A 14290-nucleotide genomic window follows, 5' to 3' on the forward strand; every position below is an offset into this window, starting at 1 on the left:
TCCTGGCGTACATTAACCTTGTTCATGTTTTGCATTTGGTCGTCATGCACGAAGCGATGAGTTTGATACCTGGTTAAGGCATTCGGGTGTTACTGGCAGATGCAGATTATCGAATCGACTCCTTGGGCTGTGCGCAGTGCCGTCATGCATCTTGAATCGAACAGCGATACAGCAAGCTTTACCCTGTTTCCGATGATCCACGTGGGTGAGCCCGCGTTCTACAGCGAAGTCACACGCCGACTGGAAGCTTGCGATACCATTCTCTGTGAGGGCATCAAGTCGCCGGTCGGCAATCTGCTCACCATGTCATACCGTTTTTATGCCGACGTCCCGCGCGTTGACCTTGTGTTGCAGAACAATCAGCTGAACCTGTCAAAATTCGAAGAACGGTTGGTACATGCGGACGTGACGGGATCCGCCTTTGAAAAGCGATGGTCCGAACTGCCATTCTGGCAACGCTACGGTCTGCCGCTGGCCGCACCGCTTTTCGGTCTCTACATGCGACACTTTGGAACCAGAGCCGACGTCGCGACAGGCATGAGTATGAATCTGAAGAAAACGAGGCATGAATCGCTTGAGGGTCCGGACCTCGGTCAAGCCGGTGAAATCATCCTGGACTGGCGAGACCGACACCTGATCGACGTCATCGCCCGCGAACAGGCAAAATCCGATGGCAAAAAGCTGAACATCGGCGTTCTCTTCGGCGCCCGGCATATGCGGGCCGTTTTACGGCATCTGCTTTGGGTCCGTGGATTCAAGGTGGTGGAATCGGAGTGGGTAACCGTTTTTGATCTTTGAACCCTGTTTCGACGCTTGCCTACGACGGCCAATACTCCGCCTTCAGATGACGTTTGATCAGCTTACCGGTTGCCGTGCGCGGCAGTTCGCGGCGAAAATCGATACTCTTCGGTGTCTTGATGACCGAAAGTTTTGACCGGCAGAAGGCGATCAACTCAACCTCCAGTTCCGGTCCGGCGGAATGAGTATCCACGGGCTGGACCACCGCCTTCACCTCCTCGCCCAGTTCTTCGTTTGGTACGCCGAAGACGGCGACGTCGGCAACCGAAGGATGAGTCACGAGCAGGTCTTCGGTTTCCTGTGGATAGACGTTCACTCCGCCAGAAATAATGGTATAGGCGCGGCGGTCGGTCAGATGAAGGAAGCCATCCTCGTCAAGCCAGCCGATGTCGCCGAGTGTCGACCAGCCTTCTTTGTTGTAGGCCTGTGCGGTTTTTTCCGGATCGTTGTGGTAGGAAAAGTTGAGTCCGGTGTCGAAGTAAACGTTTCCAATTTCTCCGCGCGGCGATTCGAGCCCCTCATCGTCGAGAATACGGATCGATCCGAATAGCGCGCGGCCTACCGTCCCTGGATGCGCATTCCATTCTTCGGTCGTGGCGGCTGTCACGCCGTTGCCTTCGGTTCCGGCGTAATATTCCAGGAGAATCGGTCCCCACCAGCCGATCATCTGCCGTTTGATGTCGACCGGACAGGGGGCCGCCACGTGAAGCGCCGTCACCAGGCTCCCGGTGTCATAGCGCAGGCGAGTCTCGGTGGGCATCTTCAGCAGGCGCACGAACATGGTTGGCACGACCTGGGTGTGCGTCACCCCGGCGCTTTCGATCTCCCGAAGCAGGCCTTCTTCATCAAAACGCTCCATGATGATGGTGGTCGCGCCAAGCCCCGCAGCAACCATCGCCGCGCCCAACGGCGCGGAATGATAGAGCGGTGCAGGGGAAAGGTAGACTGACTCCGCATCCATCGCCGCAATCTCCCCCAGCAGTTTGAGAAAGACCGGACTCAGAGCCTCGATCGAGCTGCTCTGATTTTGCTTCAGGATTCCCTTCGGGCGACCGGTCGTGCCGGAGGAGTAGAGCATGGTCGCGCCTGGGGATTCGTCCGGCAGCCTCTGGTCCGGCATGGATTCAACCAAGGCATTCCAGTCTTCGAATCCTTCCACCGCTTCGTCCACCGTCAGACTTCGAAATTCCTTGCCGGCAAGTGCCCGGATTTGCACTCCCATCTCGGCATAGCGTGTGGAGGTGATGAAGACCTTTGCCCCGCAATCGGCCACGATGTACGCCGCCTCCTCGGACTGCAAATAGCGGCTGATCGGCGTGAAGATGACGCCTGCGCGCTGCGCGGCCCAGCAGATCTCCATGAATTCCAAGCGGTTTTCCAGCAGGAACGCGATGTGATCGCCGCTCTCGACTCCGAGTTTGCGCAAGGCCTGCGCCCCCTGGTTGGCGCGCGAATCCAACTCCGCAAAGGTGATGGACGCGCCGTCTTGCGCGATTTGATAGGCGATCTTCTCAGGGGTGACGCGCGCATGGTGGATCGGATGTTTCATATCGCAGGTTACTCGATTCTCGGAGAGAAACAGGTCGGTGCGAGGACACAACCTTGTTTTGTTTAGGGTTTCAAGGCGTGTTTCCTGCCGATGCGAACGCGGCATTCCCGGAACAGTCTTTAAACGATGGTCTCTTAGACGACTGTCTCGAGAGCGAACGCACTGACCGTATCGCAGATTTCTGCGGCTAAATCTGAGTCCTCAACGGTGCGCGCAAGAACCATTGCGCCAACACAGACCGCCACCGCCGCAATTCCGCGCTGACGCAGGGACTGATCCTTCTCCCGATCCAGATTCTCCTCAAAAAGCGCAACCAAACCTTCGAATGCTCTCTGGTAAGCCTGCCTGACTTCGGGCCCCGCACGCGCGACATCGGAAGATAAAGCCATCAACGGACATTGCTCGCCGAGGTTATCGAGATGATCCCGTGAGACATAGCTTTGGACGACGAGCTTGAGCAAATCGGATCCGCTATGCGGGATCTCACCAATCGTCCTGCGTCGCCGCGCTACAAAACTACGCAGGCTTTCGGCGTAGACCTCGTCCTTGTTTTTGAAGTGATTGTAGAAACCACCGCGCGTCAAACCCGCTGCCCCCATGATGTCATCGATAGAGACCTCGACAAAACCGCGTTGATTGAAGAGGCGGCGCGCGGCCTCGATCACCCGGTGGCGGGTGTTACGCTTGTGTTCACGGCTCAAAGGCAAGGGGCTTCTCCAATCATTCAGGCGTGCAGCTGCGCCGGTGTATTTTAATATGTCTTTGAACATATATAAAATACACCGCAAACTCCAGTGCTTAGAGCGGGTCGAGGTTAGATAGAATCGATGAGGGCGCTCTGTCGTAGTTGTGAATCCGAGTCAGGCCGACGTTTTGTCGGTAACGCCATCGTAACTTGAGGATTAGAGATGCCAGCTGTCATTCTGTACGAATACGAACCCACCCGCTCCGCGAAATGTCGCTGGGCACTGCTCGAAGCCGGCATCGCTTATGAATCGCGGGGCAACAGCTACTCGGTCATAGGCAGCACAGAGCTGAAGGAGGTCAACCCGCTCGGAAAGCTACCGGCGGCTGTCATCGGGGGAAAAGCGCTGTTCGAATCTTCCGCCATTGTGACCGCCGTCGCCGATCTTGCACCGAAGCGGCATCTGATTGGCAAGCCAGGCACCTGGGAACGCAATCTGCACTACCAGTGGACTTCTTTTGCACTCAGCGAGTTGGAAGCCTGGGCCTGGACGGCTGTTTTGAACAGTCGCACACTATTGTTGTCGAAAGAACAGCACGTTCCCGAGATCTGTCCCCAGATGGCCTTTCTCTTCAAACGAAGCGCCACACTGCTTGATGCTGAACTGGAGCGCTCCGACTATCTGATTGGCAATCGTTTTTCGGTTGCCGACATCATCGTCGGATATGCGGCCAACCTGGGCCGGCGCTGCGGTTACCTGGACGAAGGACTTCCCAACGTCCTCCGTTACTTGCAGCGCCTGTTTCAGCGTGAGCATTGCACGTTGTTTCAAGAGTAAGCCGTGAATCAAGAGTAGGCTGGGCATCAAAAACAGACCGGCAGCCCCGGAAAGACTTCGCCACACGACACAGCTTGACAAAATGAACGCTTGCTTGCAGGGTCGGCACATGACTTACGCAGGCACGAAACTCTTCGCTTTGAAACGGGTTCTCTTCAAGGGGACCTGGGATTATCGTGCGCGGTAAATAGCGCAGACATAGAGATCGCATTGAACCCCGCCGGTTTGGACGGGGTTTATTTTTGTCTCGTCTCCGGCCCAACAGGAGACGAAAAACCATGAACAGCAACTCATCGGGCCTCAGCGGGTTATGGCTGCCGCTCATCACCCCCTTTCGCGACGGTGCGCTCGACGCTGCGTCCGTACGGCGCCTGGTTTCGCACTATCTGGCCGAAGCGGTCGACGGCCTCATCCTGGCAGCAACAACCGGTGAAGCCATGACCCTGGATGAAACGGAGGTCGAACAGCTCGTTTCGATCAGCGCTGAGGTGATCGCCGATAGCGGCAAGCCACTGCCGCTCTATCTCGGGCTCTCGGGCAGCGACACGCGGAAGCTCGCCAAAACCCTGGCGCACACCGCAAATTGGCCCATCCAGGGCTACCTGATTGCCTGCCCCTACTACTCGCGGCCATCTCAGGCGGGACTGTACCAACACTTTGCAGCTCTGTCGGAAGGCACTGAAAAGCCCATCCTGATCTACAACATCCCCTATAGAACGGGCGTCAATCTAGGCAACGAAACCCTCTTGCAGCTTGCGGAACGCCCGAACATCGTCGGGCTCAAGGATTGCTGCGCCGATGCGGCCCAATCCTTTGAACTGCTGCGCGACCGGCCCTCTGGCTTTTCCGTCCTGACCGGCGAAGATGCTCTCTTTTACAGCGCACTGAGCCAGGGGGCGGACGGCGGCATTCTTGCCTCGGGCCATGTCATGACAGCGGCCTTCGCCGATATTCGGAACCGCCTGCTGCGAGGTGACCAGCCGGGCGCACTGTCGGACTGGCAACAACTTTCGAGCGTCCCGAAGCTACTCTTCTCGGAACCAAGTCCGTCGGCGGTCAAGCATTGGCTTTGGCGCGGTGGCCTCATCGACAGCCCTGAGGTGCGCCTGCCTATGATGCCCGTCACCGACGGGCTGGCGCAACGGATCAACCGGGCGATCGATGGTCTTATACCATAGCAGCATTGGGGCGAGGCCTGTGTTTGCGCTAGTCTGCAACTGTGAATCGAAACCACCGGCGCAAAGCAACCTCGCCCATCGATAGGTCATCATGGGTGCAGGCCGTTGTTGCGACTGTTTGTCTTCGCGACCGGGAGGAGCCCACATGCAGATGCTCGCTGTTGCCTGTACATTCGGCCTATCGAAACGACACCTGTTTTGGTCCGCCTGCATCGTGGTCTTGACGTTGACGCTCTCGGTGGCAAACCCCGTGAGCGCGCAGGACTTGACGACAGAGCAGGTTGCAGCACAGCTGGCCGTCGCCGCGAAGGAGTCGAAACAGCCGGACTTTTCCGGGCAGGACCTTTCCGGCCTGAATCTCTCCGGTCTGGACTTTCTGAGTGCGAACCTGCGCGGCTCCATCTTGAAGAACACCGACCTCTCAAAGACCAATCTGCGCGGGATTGAGGCTCAGAAGGCTGATTTGACCGGCGCGAACCTCTCGGAATCAAACCTGGATCTGGCGATCTTTCGGGCTGCGACATTGGTAGGCGCGGACCTGCGAAACTCCAGCGCCTTTTCGACCGTTTTCGCCGAGAGTGATATGTCGGGCACGGACCTGCGCGGTGCGCGGTTGGTGTCCAATTTCGAACGCACAAAACTCCACGATGCCAATCTGTCCGGTGCCACCCTTTCGGCGGATATGAAGAACCAGCCCATGGGCCTGATGCGGGTCTCTCTGATCAAGGCGGATCTGACCGGCGCGAATCTGGAAAACGCCGACCTCGCCATGGGCATGCTTGAATTCGCGGACTTCTCCAACGCCAGACTGACCGGCGCGAACCTGATGCAGGTTGAGGCGGCGGGCGCCCGCTTTACCGGTGCCGAATTGAGCGGGGCGGTTTTCAGAAAAGCGGATATCGAGAGTGCGCGCTTCAACGGCGCCAGCGGCGTGGATCAGATCATCGATCTGGATCAGGCTTTGAATGCGAATTCAGCGGTATTTGACTGAGGCTGAACCAGAATGCACCTCAGCCTGACCTCAGCCCTCGCGGTCTTCCTGCTATCCCTGCAAGCACCGGTATCAGCCGCGGAAATTACGCCGGCCGACGTCACCGAAGTCGCCCCGGGGGCCTTCGTCCGTCACGGCGTTCACGCCCTGATCGACAAGAACAACGCCGGGGGCATCGCCAATATCGGATTTGTCATCGGTAGCGAAAGCATTGCGGTCATCGACAGCGGCGGCAGTTTTCTGGACGGCGCGCGTTTGCGGGCCGCGATCAAACAGCGCAGCAACCTGCCCATCCGTTACGTGATCAACACGCACGTTCATCCGGACCACATCTTCGGCAACGCCGCTTTTTTACAGGACACGCCGATCTTTATCGGCCACCGCAACCTTCCCCGCGCCATGCAGGCCCGTGGCGCGCATTATCTGGCGGCCAACAAGCTTTTGATGTCTGCCGCAGCCTTCGAAGGAACCGAGGTTATTCCGCCATCGCAAACGGTGGAGTCTCAGAGCGTTATCGACCTTGGAGAACGGCGTCTGGTTCTCGATGCCGTCAAGACCGCGCACACTGATGCCGATTTAACGGTCCTGGACGAAAGCACAGGAACCCTATGGACCGGCGATTTGCTCTTCCAGAAACACCTGCCGGTGGTTGATGGGCGACTGAAGGGCTGGCTTGAGGTCATGGACAAACTGTCGGCCCTGCCGGTCACGCGGGCAGTGCCCGGCCACGGACCGGTCTCTTTACCCTGGCCCGAGGCTCTGGAACCCCAGCGCGCCTATTTGACCAAGCTCGCCGGCGATCTTCGCGGCTTGATCGCCGAAGGTAAAACCATGCGCCATGCGTCATCGATTGCGGGGCAGTCGGAACGTGACAAGTGGCTGCTGTTCGAAGAGTTCAACACCCGCAATGCCACGGCAGGTTTTGCCGAACTTGAGTGGGAATAACGCGGTTTTGACCGGAGTTCGGTCCTCAGAGGGTGACCGGATGACGGAATTCGCATAGACTTCTGGCCGCTTGGAGAACATGCGGCACAGCGGATGGAGTAGAAGTATGAGAGCTTTAACCCTGACCAGCGCAAATATGGCGCGCCGTTTCTTAACATCTCTGGCACTCTTCGCCGTGGCCAGTCTGCCCGCAGGCGCAGCTGTTGCCGCGGAAGACATCTGGCCTGAACTGAAGGAAGACATCTTCGGGGATCGCCCCATTCTGGATGGCCAGGACTGGGTTCAGCTCGAAGCCCCCTACCGCGCACACGACGCCGCGGTTGTGCCGATCGATATCGCCGCCCTGCGTCCGCAGGAGAAAGACCGCTACATCAAATCCATCACCCTGGTGATCGATGAAAACCCGGCGCCGGTCGCCGCCGTATTTCATCTGGGCAAGTCCATCGGCCTTGCCTCGCTCTCGACCCGGGTGCGGGTAAACGCTTATTCCCACATTCGCGCCATTGCCGAAGCCAACGATGGACAACTCTACATGGTCAGCCGTTTTGTGAAGGCTTCCGGCGGTTGCTCGGCGCCGGCCGGCAAGGATCCCGACGAGGCCCTGGCCAGCATGGGCAGGATGAAACTTCGGCAGTTCCCCATGTCCACGAAACCCGCAGCACCGAAAGTCTCAACCGCCGTGAGCGGCGGGATGAGTGAGCTGCGGGAAGCGCAGATCATGATCCGCCATCCCAACCATTCCGGCCTGCAGATGGACCAGATCACACGCTATTTCATTCCCGCACATTACGTCAGCGACATCGAAGTCCGGCAGGGCGATGAAGTTATCCTGGCGGTTGAAGGCGCCATTTCATTGAGCGAAGACCCCTCGATCCGTTTTCACTATGTGCCGAATGGCAGCAGCCAGCTCAATGTCGTGATCGAAGATACGGAAGATCAGGTTTTTACGAAGTCCTGGGACATCCAATCCGCATCATCAGGTTCCTGACGTCAGGGCGCTAATGATTTAGGCGGGGTTGCAGTTCGGGTAACCGCCGGCCCATTTCCTATTGCTGGAGGGCGGTTCACGTCAGAAACAGCGGATTTCGGCTTCTGCTTGCGCGCGCCTCAGGTCGGCAACCGCATTCTTGAACCCCACGCCCGCCCGAAAGACCGATCCCTTTTCACCGCCCAGGTGGCGGAGCTGCAGGACGGTCTCAGCCTCGATGTAGCGTTCATAGGGTAAGATGGAGGCAATGACATCGATGCTGCAGGAGCAGCGTTCCAGGACCTGACGAGTTTGACCATTGGTCGACATACAGGCAAAAACGTAGTCGGCCCGCGTCGCCGTGCTGTAGTCGTTGGTAACATCGTGTGCAAAAACATCAGATGTTGCGGCGATGGGCAGCAACAATGCCATCCACAAAGCGGGTAAGATCAAATGATTCCGCATATCGTTACCTCGCTTTTCGCCGACCCCGACAATTCTCCCAAAAATCGGGAGTCATCACAGGTCCAATATAACTTGCCCTTGGATAGCTTGATAGCAAGACCGGCGAACCGGAGCAATTATGCCTATGAACAATAAGGCCCTGATATCCCGATTGGGAACACTGGGACCGAGGGCATCGACGACCCGGCGAAGGGTGCTTCGGTTTTCAGTGTTGCGGGTGCCGGTAGCGCCGGCACGGGCCGTCATTTGACGCAGCTTGCTGAAATCGTGGCCGAACTCCTGTTGTTCGCGCAAAGCTTTACGGGCTATGCCCCTGCGAACGACCGCCCTGACGTCGTCTTCGTTGCGCAGGCAGAACTTCAACGCCAAGCCTGTAAGACACCCTGTGAAGTTTTCGGCTGGTATCCATATGGCGGCAAAATTTTTCTCGACGAGCGGCTGAATCCGGTCTTGAACATAAAGGCCAGAGGCGTGTTGCTGCACGAACTTGTTCACTACCTTCAGGAACACAACAGCGCCTATGAAGACAACACGCCCTGCATGAACTGGGCGCTGCGGGAACGCGAGGCCTATCGGGTTCAGGCATCCTGGCTCGCCCGGCAAAATATCTTTGGCGCGCTCTATTCATCTGCGCGTCCGCCCTGGTCGGGGGTCTGCCGGGATGAACCGGCAAAGACGCCCCCTGCAACCGATGCAACCGGCCCCGGATGATCGCCTGACCGTTGGCCCATTGCCTGCCCGAAAACCCCCGCCAATCTGCTAATTCGAAGACCCATAACAGCGCATTCCGAAGAGTGTGATACGAAAGTCCTATGCGGTAATCCCCAAAGGTATGGATAAACTGTCTCAGCGATTAAGCCTGTTGCAAAATGTTTGACCGTGCGACAACCTTCTTCAGGAAATTATCTAGCCGTTGAATAGGGTTACGAGCTGTTGGGCGCCGGTCGGATGGACAAAACGACGATCCGGATTGTGGCAGGTCCGATAAGACCAGGGACGGTCGCCAAGGGACGATAGACCAATTGACGAAAAATGATGTCAAGGCATCGGACCTCGCTGAGGTGAGCACGCTTGATCCTGTGTTCACGAGACTGACCGAGCTAGAGTCTGATCGTTTTTCACTGCACAGCGGAAAACGTGAATCAGCCTCTCATTTGATAGGATAGGGGGCGCTTCAAGTTCTTGACTTTTACCGTCATGAGCAACCGCTCTCCAGGAACCCGAGATTGGACCAGCGTGCGCCGACCTGGAACAAACAATGCAAAAAATTCTGATTGTCGATGACCATCCTTTGTTTCGCGAAGCCGTCTGCAGTTCGATCAGGCAGGCTTTCGAAAGTGCCGAGGTGCTTGAGGCACGCAACCTTCAGGAAACGGTCGAGATCATATCCGACAATTCCGACATAGATCTGGTGCTTCTCGATCTGAATATACCCGATACGACAGGCTTCAACGGCCTGCTGACGATCCGGACCCAGCATCCGAAGCTGCCGGTTGTGGTGGTTTCAGGCAATGACGACCGGCGCATAGTGGCGGAGGCTTTGAGCTATGGCGTGGTCGGTTTCATTCCAAAGTCCTCACCGAAGTCCATGTTGAAGGAAGCAATTCTGGAGACCCTGGACGGCGGCGTCTTTCTGCCCCCGAGCTATCAGCGCGATGCCAATGACGAAGAAAGCGGCTCCGAAGGCGGGAACGATCTTGCGCAGCAGCTCGCCACCCTCACGCCGCAGCAGTTCCGCGTGCTCCGCATGTTGAGTGAGGGCAAGCTGAATAAGCAGATCGCCTATGAGCTCAGCGTTGGCGAGACGACTGTAAAAGCCCACGTGTCGGCCATTCTACGCAAGCTGAAGGTTTACAGCCGTACGCAAGCCGTCATCAAGGCGCAGAACATCGAATTCGAAAACGTCCTGGCATCCGGCGAAGACTAGCTCCCCCGGCAAAGCAACCCTGGGAACTGAGGACGTTTCGCCCTTTGGTGTTACGCCAGCAGATGCGACATCAGTGAACGAAGTTCGGCAGGCTTGACCGGTTTTTGCAGCAGTTCGAAACCCGCATCCTTGACTTCCATCCGCACCGCAGAGGTGTGATCCGCAGTTACGATAATACCCGGTACCGGCGAGCGGCAGTGCCGCCGGATTTCGGAAATCGCCGCAATACCCGTGCGGCCGTCGTCCAGATGATAGTCAGCGATGATCAAATCGGGATGAATCTGTTCCTGCTCCATCAGGCTGCTCGCCTCGACCCCGTCATGGGCGCCGATCACGTGGCAGGACCAGCGCTCGAGCAAGGCCGCCATGGCTTCCAGGTTATCCTGATCGTTCTCGACAAAGATAATCGTCGCATTGCCGAGGCCATAGTTTTTGTGGAGCGCCGGAGTCAGGTCCATGGTGTCGAGGCTGTTGACCCGGCCATAGGGAACCTCGACCGCAAACATCGCCCCCTGTCCGGCCACTGAACGAAGCTTCAAGGGATGATTCAGGATCCTTGCGGAGCGTTTGGCGATGGCCAGCCCAAGTCCGAAACCCGTATCGTTCCCCGAGTTGGGATGTACAAACCGCTGAAATTCATCGAATACGGCCCGCTGATGCTCTTCGCGGATGCCCGGACCCGTATCCCAGATCTCAATCGAAAGCGCATTGGCTTTTCGGCGACAGCCCAACAGCACCTGCCCTTCCGATGTATAGCGTACAGCGTTGCTGACGAAATTCTGGAGAATTCTGCGCAGCAGCAGCATATCGCTCTTGATGACCACGTGGCTGGGCACGACCCGGAAAACCAAGCCCTTGTTTTCGGCCAGAAGCGCAAACTCACTGGCCAGAGCTTCGAGCAGAATATCGACGGGGAACTCGCGCCACTCCGGTGTCACGGTCCCGGTGTCCAGCTTGGAAATATCGAACAGGGCCTTGAGCAGACCGTCGACCGATTCCAATGCGGTATAGACCCGTTCGATCAGGCGGTTGACCTCGTCGGAAGGATCGGAATCCAGCAAGGCGGAAACAAACAACCGGGCTGCATTCAAGGGCTGCAAAAGATCGTGACTGGCTGCGGCCAGAAACTTGGTCTTACTGAGGTTGGCCTCTTCGGCCATGGCTTTCGCGGTCTTCAACTGCTCGTTCAGTTCGGTCAGTTCCGCTGTCCGCTCCTGGACCCGGATTTCGAGATTTTCCTTCGCTTCCTCCAGAACCTTGGCGGTGCGGCGCTGCTCGGTCACATCGGTGTAGGTCGAAACGAAGCCGCCGTCAGGTATCGCGTTGCGGCGCACTTCGATCACGACGCCGTCGCGCCGATGATACTCGGCGCGCAGCGGCTGCGCGCCCCCTTCATAGCGCAGCCAATCGACAAGATCGGACACCATGTCGGTGTCGGGAAAGGCCCGCTTGACCTCCGGCGAACCAAGAATCTGATCGAAACGCATGCCTTCGCGCACCATCGGCTGAGACAGACCGGTCAGCCATACAAAGTGCTTGTTCCAATAAGCCAGGTGATGATGGTGATCGAACACAGAAACGCCCTGTGCGAGATTGTCCAGGGTGGCCGTAAGCTGGATCGATTTTTCTTCCAGTTCCCGTTCACGCCTTTGCGATTCGACCTTCTTGATCTCGGTAACGTCGGTATAGATGCCGACCGTGCCGTTTTTGGTCGGGCGCTCGCTGACCTGGATCCAGCGGCCGTTCGCCAAAGACAGCAGAATCGCATCGTCCGGGTCGCGGTGATGTCTGAGTCTCTGCTCGATCCAGCTTTCATGATCGCTCTTGGGAATTGCCAGGACGTCACGCTCGAGAATGCTGCGCAGGAACTCTTCGAAGGTCATACCCGGAGCGATCGTATCTTCCATATCCGGATAAAGTGCCCGGAACTTGGAATTCGACTGAACCAGAAGATCGTCGGCATCGAAGAGTGCAAAGCCCTCGGAGAGAGATTCAATCGCGTCGGCCAGGCGTGTCCTTGCGGTTTCAGCTTCTTCGTTGGCGATGGTAAGCGCCGTATTGGAGTGCTCGAGGTTGTTGAGGGCGTGTTTCAGTTCTTCCGTGCGGTCGCGCACCTGATTTTCCAGCAGGATCGCAGTCTGAAACAAGGAGAAGGAGTTGCCGTGGTAATCGATACTGCGTTCAACACGCTTCATCAGCGCGTCGTTTATCTTGCTCAGCCGCGCAACCTGCTGCTCGAGCTCTTCTATTCTTTCCGCCGGGTCCGTTCGTGCCAGGTCCGGCTGCGCCAAATCCAGCTGGGCCAAATCCAGCTGAGCCAAATCCGGCTGGGCCAAATCCGGCTGGGCAGAGTCAAGTTGAGCAGAATCGGGCTGCGCGCCGTCCGTCCCGGCCAAATCTTGATGCTCCTCAAACGACATCAGCTCGGCGGAGGATTGTCCCGACGTCTTTTGTGACTTCGGATCGGCCTTCGTCTCTGAGCTATCCGGTGAATCCGTGTTTTGAATTGACATCAGTCGGGCTCGAGTCCGATTGCGACGGCGGTAAAGGTCTGGTTGACGTGCATCGAATGATACTGTTCACCGTAGGTGCTGAAACCTATGACCTTGTTTCCGAGCAGTATTTCCGAAATTGCCGATTTGACCTCTTTGCGCTCCATCTCAAGGCGCCGCAGGATACAGTCGCACCCAATGACGACCTGCACGTTGTTGACGGACGCCCGCAGCTCAGCGAACTGATTTTCCAAATCCTGCACGATGTCGCCGCTTTCGGCCACTGTCAGGACAATTCCCTCGTCGATGGCACAGAGAAAACTCAGGCTGTCGTCTTCGTTCACCCGCTGGATCGAACGAACATGATACTCACCGCCAACCCGTACCACGAGCGGATGAGCCGCAAAAACCAAAGGATTGAGCTCCTCCTTCGGCAATCCGATGACCCTTGCGTACTCCCGCGCCGCCGGCACCGCGTTCAGTTCTTCCACACGCCGGTCACTGCCGGCCGCCGTGACGACCATTTTTTTACCGGTGCTGCTGAAGTGCTCGGTTTTAAAAATCCGGAAGGGGTGACGGGTGTGAACCAGCACCAGCGCTGCGGATGCGCTATGGAAACTGCCGTTTTGAAAAACGTAGGAGGCCACGTAGGAGAGATCGTCACCGGCTGATCCCCCCAGCAGAGGAATATCCCCCAGGGCATTGAAGACGGATGAAGCCACCTGCTCTTCCTGCTGGGACATGCCGTCTATCATCAAAAACGCGAAGGTGGTGCCCGGACTTCTGTTCGGTGCTTTCTGATCGAGTCGCGCGATGGCGCTTTGGACCACTTCGCGGACCAGAGATATGCTGAGATGCTTCAGGTCGCTTATGACCTCGGAGACTGCGACAAAATCCGGCGCAGAGAACCCAACACCGGTGATACTGCCTTCGATATATCCGCGCGGCGTGATTTCCCCTGCCGTCGTGCACCCAACCAGATGCACATCTCCGAACAGCGTGTTCAGCTCACCACTCAGAACAGCGAGGTCATACTGCGGAGAGCAGAAGAATAGAACCGTGTCCAGATTCGGCCGATTAACAGCTTCGAAAAACTCTTTCGCTGCAGACGCCGGATCCTGTGCACAGGACACGCCGGTCGTAATCTGCGCCGACTCCTGTGCTGCCGCCGGATACATTGTTGCCTCCCATATGCAGTCCCGATTATAGCTTACCTGCCAGGAACCGCTGATTTTTATGTCGTTTTTTCTTGATCCTGCCTCTTCTGGCGGCAGAAATAAAGCTCGTTGCCGCCTGACCCCGATTGCTGCGCCGCAATATTCTGCTGATCTCGCCGTAGAATTCACGCTGATTTGATCGGTTCGGATAGCGTCGTCAAATCAAATAGATAGAACCCTCAACAGCGAGGTTGCCATCCTATCCGGACCGCGCTAGTTTAGAATCCTTCAAGACTAG

Annotated in this window: 13 protein-coding genes; 8 read left to right on the forward strand and 5 right to left on the reverse strand. The window is 57.2% G+C overall.

Translation table 11 applies throughout. The features are described from left to right. The first annotated feature begins 99 nt into the window (after window positions 1–99). Window positions 100–798: a hypothetical protein gene (locus QMZ18_RS09475; RefSeq protein ID WP_282606037.1), complete on the forward strand. Its 699-nt coding sequence runs from the start codon at window positions 100–102 to the stop codon at window positions 796–798. 19 nt (window positions 799–817) lie between these two features. Here the strand turns inward: QMZ18_RS09475 and QMZ18_RS09480 are convergent, their stop codons facing one another. Then, entirely contained in the window at window positions 818–2347 is a 1530-nt protein-coding gene (locus QMZ18_RS09480) for an acyl-CoA synthetase (RefSeq protein ID WP_282606038.1), read from the reverse strand. A gap of 134 nt (window positions 2348–2481) precedes the next feature. Beyond that, window positions 2482–3054 (reverse strand): TetR/AcrR family transcriptional regulator, encoded by a 573-nt coding sequence (locus QMZ18_RS09485; RefSeq protein WP_282606039.1) that lies wholly within the window; start codon window positions 3052–3054, stop codon window positions 2482–2484. A gap of 201 nt (window positions 3055–3255) precedes the next feature. On the opposite strand from QMZ18_RS09485, the gene QMZ18_RS09490 reads away from it, so the two are divergent. From QMZ18_RS09490 to QMZ18_RS09510, 5 genes are all read left to right on the forward strand, one after another. Then, window positions 3256–3870: a glutathione S-transferase family protein gene (locus QMZ18_RS09490; protein ID WP_282606040.1), complete on the forward strand. Its 615-nt coding sequence runs from the start codon at window positions 3256–3258 to the stop codon at window positions 3868–3870. Window positions 3871–4148: 278 nt separating this feature from the next. Beyond that, window positions 4149–5048: a 4-hydroxy-tetrahydrodipicolinate synthase gene (gene dapA, locus QMZ18_RS09495; protein WP_282606041.1), complete on the forward strand. Its 900-nt coding sequence runs from the start codon at window positions 4149–4151 to the stop codon at window positions 5046–5048. Window positions 5049–5193: 145 nt separating this feature from the next. After that, window positions 5194–6039 (forward strand): pentapeptide repeat-containing protein, encoded by an 846-nt coding sequence (locus QMZ18_RS09500; protein ID WP_282606042.1) that lies wholly within the window; start codon window positions 5194–5196, stop codon window positions 6037–6039. A 12-nt stretch (window positions 6040–6051) separates the two neighbouring features. Beyond that, on the forward strand, window positions 6052–6984 hold the full coding sequence (locus QMZ18_RS09505) for a quinoprotein relay system zinc metallohydrolase 2 (protein ID WP_282606043.1): 933 nt from the start codon (window positions 6052–6054) through the stop codon (window positions 6982–6984). 106 nt (window positions 6985–7090) lie between these two features. After that, window positions 7091–7972: a quinoprotein dehydrogenase-associated SoxYZ-like carrier gene (locus QMZ18_RS09510; protein ID WP_282606044.1), complete on the forward strand. Its 882-nt coding sequence runs from the start codon at window positions 7091–7093 to the stop codon at window positions 7970–7972. Between the two features lie 81 nt (window positions 7973–8053). Here QMZ18_RS09510 and QMZ18_RS09515 read toward each other — a convergent pair whose 3' ends face one another. Continuing rightward, window positions 8054–8416 carry a hypothetical protein gene (locus QMZ18_RS09515; RefSeq protein ID WP_282606045.1) on the reverse strand — a complete coding sequence of 121 codons (363 nt, stop codon included), beginning with the start codon at window positions 8414–8416 and terminating at the stop codon, window positions 8054–8056. A 246-nt stretch (window positions 8417–8662) separates the two neighbouring features. Between QMZ18_RS09515 and QMZ18_RS09520 the strand changes: the two genes are divergently transcribed. Then, window positions 8663–9127: a hypothetical protein gene (locus QMZ18_RS09520; protein WP_282606046.1), complete on the forward strand. Its 465-nt coding sequence runs from the start codon at window positions 8663–8665 to the stop codon at window positions 9125–9127. Window positions 9128–9674: 547 nt separating this feature from the next. Then, window positions 9675–10343, forward strand: coding sequence for a response regulator transcription factor (locus QMZ18_RS09525; protein WP_282606047.1), 669 nt, complete (start codon window positions 9675–9677; stop codon window positions 10341–10343). A gap of 50 nt (window positions 10344–10393) precedes the next feature. Here QMZ18_RS09525 and QMZ18_RS09530 read toward each other — a convergent pair whose 3' ends face one another. Then, window positions 10394–12856 (reverse strand): NahK/ErcS family hybrid sensor histidine kinase/response regulator, encoded by a 2463-nt coding sequence (locus tag QMZ18_RS09530; RefSeq protein ID WP_282606048.1) that lies wholly within the window; start codon window positions 12854–12856, stop codon window positions 10394–10396. After that, entirely contained in the window at window positions 12856–14013 is a 1158-nt protein-coding gene (nosP, locus tag QMZ18_RS09535; RefSeq protein ID WP_282606049.1) for a nitric oxide-sensing protein NosP, read from the reverse strand. The genes QMZ18_RS09530 and nosP overlap by 1 nt, the downstream gene beginning before the upstream one ends. Between the last annotated feature and the right edge of the window lie 277 nt (window positions 14014–14290).

Source organism: Pelagibius sp. Alg239-R121 (assembly GCF_947331435.1).
Lineage (GTDB): Bacteria > Pseudomonadota > Alphaproteobacteria > Kiloniellales > Kiloniellaceae > Denitrobaculum.

Coding starts and splice junctions, on each gene's coding strand:
- QMZ18_RS09490 (WP_282606040.1), top strand. CDS start 3,256: ATGCCAGCTGTCATTCTGTACGAATACGAACCCACCCGCTCCGCGAAA.
- QMZ18_RS09500 (WP_282606042.1), top strand. CDS start 5,194: ATGCAGATGCTCGCTGTTGCCTGTACATTCGGCCTATCGAAACGACAC.
- QMZ18_RS09510 (WP_282606044.1), top strand. CDS start 7,091: ATGAGAGCTTTAACCCTGACCAGCGCAAATATGGCGCGCCGTTTCTTA.
- QMZ18_RS09515 (WP_282606045.1), bottom strand. CDS start 8,416: ATGCGGAATCATTTGATCTTACCCGCTTTGTGGATGGCATTGTTGCTG.
- QMZ18_RS09480 (WP_282606038.1), bottom strand. CDS start 2,347: ATGAAACATCCGATCCACCATGCGCGCGTCACCCCTGAGAAGATCGCC.
- nosP (WP_282606049.1), bottom strand. CDS start 14,013: ATGTATCCGGCGGCAGCACAGGAGTCGGCGCAGATTACGACCGGCGTG.
- dapA (WP_282606041.1), top strand. CDS start 4,149: ATGAACAGCAACTCATCGGGCCTCAGCGGGTTATGGCTGCCGCTCATC.
- QMZ18_RS09505 (WP_282606043.1), top strand. CDS start 6,052: ATGCACCTCAGCCTGACCTCAGCCCTCGCGGTCTTCCTGCTATCCCTG.
- QMZ18_RS09475 (WP_282606037.1), top strand. CDS start 100: ATGCAGATTATCGAATCGACTCCTTGGGCTGTGCGCAGTGCCGTCATG.
- QMZ18_RS09525 (WP_282606047.1), top strand. CDS start 9,675: ATGCAAAAAATTCTGATTGTCGATGACCATCCTTTGTTTCGCGAAGCC.
- QMZ18_RS09530 (WP_282606048.1), bottom strand. CDS start 12,856: ATGTCAATTCAAAACACGGATTCACCGGATAGCTCAGAGACGAAGGCC.